A 3,703-nucleotide genomic window follows, 5' to 3' on the forward strand; every position below is an offset into this window, starting at 1 on the left:
TAAACGGTCTGTCCTACAGCCGTTTAATAGCTGGCCGGCAAAAAGCGTCCATAGTGATCGACCGTAAGGTTCTGGCTGATCTGGCAGTGAACGAAAAAGCGGTGTTTGCTGCGATTGTCGAGAAAGCTAAAGCCACCTTGGCTTAAGTACCCCCGACAATCACCCGGCCTCACTTCCGTGGGGCCAGGTGGTAAACGTCTTAAATAGGGGAAGAGCCTTCAAGCTCTTCCCCTATTTTGTATCTGGAGTCTGTACATGGAAAACCTGGATGCGCTGGTCTCTCAAGCACTAGAGGCTGTGCAAAGCGCTGAAGATATCAATGCCCTGGAGCAAATCCGGGTTCAATACCTTGGCAAAAAGGGCGAATTGACTCAGGTGATGAAGACCCTGGGGAATTTGCCAGCAGAAGAGCGCCCGCAAGTCGGCGCCCTTATCAACGTTGCCAAGGAACGTGTAACAGGCGTTCTCAATGCGCGCATGGCCCTGTTTGAAGAAGCCGAACTGGCTGCCAAACTGTCCGCCGAGTCCATTGATGTGACGTTGCCGGGCCGTGGTCAGACCTCCGGTGGTCTGCATCCTGTGACCCGGACTCTGGAGCGTGTTGAACAATTCTTCACCCGCATTGGCTACGGCATCGCCGAAGGCCCTGAGGTCGAAGACGACTATCACAACTTTGAAGCGCTCAACATCCCAGGCCATCACCCGGCCCGGTCGATGCATGACACCTTCTATTTCAATGCCAACATGCTGTTGCGCACCCATACCTCGCCGGTACAGGTCCGCACCATGGAATCGAAACAGCCACCGATCCGCATCGTCTGCCCAGGCCGTGTGTATCGCAGTGACTCCGATATCACCCACTCGCCGATGTTCCACCAGGTCGAAGGCCTGCTGGTCGATCGCGACATCAATTTTGCCGATCTCAAAGGCACCATCGAAGAATTCCTGCGGGTGTTCTTCGAGAAAGAACTGGCCGTACGTTTCCGTCCTTCGTACTTCCCGTTCACCGAGCCATCTGCTGAAGTCGATATGGAATGCGTGATGTGCAGCGGTAAAGGCTGCCGCGTCTGCAAGCAGACCGGCTGGCTGGAAGTGATGGGCTGCGGCATGGTTCACCCGAACGTGCTGCGCATGTCCGGCATCGATCCGGAAGAATTTTCCGGCTTCGCTTTCGGCATGGGCGTCGAGCGTCTGGCCATGCTCCGTTACGGCGTGAACGACTTGCGTCTGTTCTTCGACAACGACTTGCGGTTCCTCGCGCAATTTCGCTAGTCGTAACGAATTCTTAGGAGAGCAGGATGAAATTCAGTGAACAATGGCTGCGTGGCTGGGTTAGCCCGCAGGTAGATCGCGACGAGCTGGTTGCTCGTCTGTCGATGGCCGGTCTTGAGGTCGATAGCGTTACGCCGGCCGCCGGTGTATTCAGCGGCGTGGTGGTGGGCGAGGTGCTGAGCACCGAGCAACACCCAGACGCAGACAAGTTGCGTGTGTGCCAGGTCAGCAATGGTGCGGAAACTTTCCAGGTCGTATGCGGTGCGCCAAACGTGCGTCCGGGCCTGAAAATTCCGTTCGCCATGATCGGTGCCGAGCTGCCAGGCGACTTCAAGATCAAGAAGGCCAAGCTGCGTGGCGTTGAGTCCAACGGTATGCTCTGCTCGCAAACCGAGCTGCAGGTCGGTGAAGGCAGCGACGGTCTGATGGAGCTGCCGGCCGATGCGCCGGTGGGCGAGGACTTCCGCGTGTACCTGGATCTGGAAGACGCCAGCATCGAGGTCGACCTGACTCCGAACCGTGGCGACTGCCTGTCCCTGGCCGGTCTGGCTCGTGAAGTCGGCGCGCTGTACGCCGTTCCGGTCACCCGTCCGGTCGTGATGACTATTCCTGCCGTGCACGACGAAGTGCGTTCGGTAGAAGTACTGGCGCCGGCCGCCTGCCCGCGCTATCTGGGCCGTGTTATCCGCAACGTTGACCTGTCCAGGCCTACGCCGCTGTGGATGGTTGAGCGTCTGCGTCGCGCCGAAGTGCGCAGCATCGACGCTGCCGTCGACATCACCAACTACGTGATGCTCGAACTGGGTCAGCCGCTGCACGCTTTCGATCTTGCCGAAATCAATGGCGGCATCCGTGTTCGCATGGCGGAAGAGGGCGAGAAGCTGGTCCTGCTTGATGGTCAGGAAGTCAGCCTGCGTAGCGATACGCTGGTGATCGCCGACCACACCCGCGCTCTGGCGATTGCCGGCGTGATGGGTGGCGAGCACAGCGGCGTGTCCGCGACCACTCGCGATGTATTCCTTGAGTCTGCGTTCTTCGACCAGATCGCTGTTGCGGGCAAGGCTCGTTCCTACGGCCTGCATACTGATGCTTCGCACCGCTACGAGCGTGGCGTGGACTGGCAACTGGCCCGTGAAGCCATGGAGCGCGCCACCGGCCTGCTGCTGGAAATCACTGGCGGCGAAGCCGGCCCGATCATCGAGACCGTCAGCGAGCAACATCTGCCATCGATCGCGCCGATCACTCTGCGTGCCCAGCGCATCACTCAGATGCTCGGCATGGAAATGGATTCGGCTCAGGTCGAGCGTCTGCTCAGCGCCTTGGGTCTGAACATCTCCGCCGATGGTGCAGGGCAGTGGCGCGTTGAAGTGCCAAGCCATCGCTTCGACATCAGCCTGGAAGTCGATCTGATCGAAGAGCTGGCTCGTCTGTACGGTTACAACCGTCTGCCGGTTCGTTACCCGCAAGCGCGCCTGGCGCCACAAGCCAAGGCTGAAGCGCGTAGCGATCTGCCGGAACTGCGCCGTCTGCTGGTGGCTCGCGGTTATCAGGAAGCGATCACTTACAGCTTCATCGATCCAAAGCAGTTTGAACTGTTCAACCCGGGCGTCGAGCCGCTGTTGCTGGCCAACCCGATCTCCAATGACATGGCTGCCATGCGCTCGTCGCTGTGGCCAGGTCTGGTCAAGGCGTTGCAGCACAACCTGAACCGTCAGCAGGATCGCGTCCGTCTGTTCGAAAGCGGTCTGCGCTTCGTTGGTCAACTGGAAGGTCTGAAGCAAGAGCCGATGTTGTCCGGTGTTGTCTGCGGTAGCCGTCTGCCGGAAGGTTGGGCGCAGGGTCGCGACACTGTGGATTTCTTCGACGTCAAAGCTGACGTAGAAGCGGTGCTGGGCTTTGCCGGTGCACTGGACTCGTTCACTTTCGCACCGGGCAAACACCCCGCGCTGCACCCGGGTCAAACCGCACGCATCGAGCGCGAAGGGCGTGAAGTCGGCTTCATCGGCGCCATTCACCCGGAGCTGTCGAAAGCTTTGGGCCTGGATCGTCCAGTCTTCGTTTTTGAGCTGGTTCTGGCGGAAGTGGCACTCGGTAAAATGCCGAAATTCCACGAGTTGTCGCGCTTTCCTGAAGTGCGTCGTGACCTTGCACTGATCGCGCACAAAGACGTTGCAGCCTCGGCTGTATTGGACGTAATCCGTGAAAATGCAGGCGAATGGCTCACAGATCTAAGGCTGTTTGACGTTTATCAGGGTAAAGGCATTGATCCTGATAGAAAAAGCCTTGCAGTTGGCTTGACCTGGCAGCATCCATCGCGCACTCTTAATGACGATGAGGTGAATTCGACGACGCAAAATATCCTCACCTCGCTCGAACAACGGTTGAACCCACGTTAAGGAAGTGACGTATGGGGGCTTTGACGAAAGCTGAG

The 3,703-nt window shown here is 58.5% G+C and carries 2 protein-coding genes and 1 pseudogene; all 3 read left to right on the plus strand.

Annotated elements, in window-relative coordinates; genetic code table 11:
* Positions 1 to 146 (plus strand): 50S ribosomal protein L20 (locus ACIOWE_RS29895; RefSeq protein ID WP_401398552.1); only part of this gene is annotated, 146 nt, incomplete at its 5' end.
* Positions 147 to 255: 109 nt separating this feature from the next.
* Positions 256 to 1,272 carry a phenylalanine--tRNA ligase subunit alpha gene (gene pheS / locus ACIOWE_RS29900; protein ID WP_003226365.1) on the plus strand — a complete coding sequence of 339 codons (1,017 nt, stop codon included), beginning with the start codon at positions 256 to 258 and terminating at the stop codon, positions 1,270 to 1,272.
* A gap of 26 nt (positions 1,273 to 1,298) precedes the next feature.
* Positions 1,299 to 3,676: pseudogene (gene pheT / locus ACIOWE_RS29905) on the plus strand (phenylalanine--tRNA ligase subunit beta).
* The last annotated feature ends 27 nt before the right edge of the window (positions 3,677 to 3,703 follow it).

It is taken from the genome of Pseudomonas sp. NPDC087598, assembly GCF_044743525.1.
Taxonomy (GTDB): domain Bacteria; phylum Pseudomonadota; class Gammaproteobacteria; order Pseudomonadales; family Pseudomonadaceae; genus Aquipseudomonas.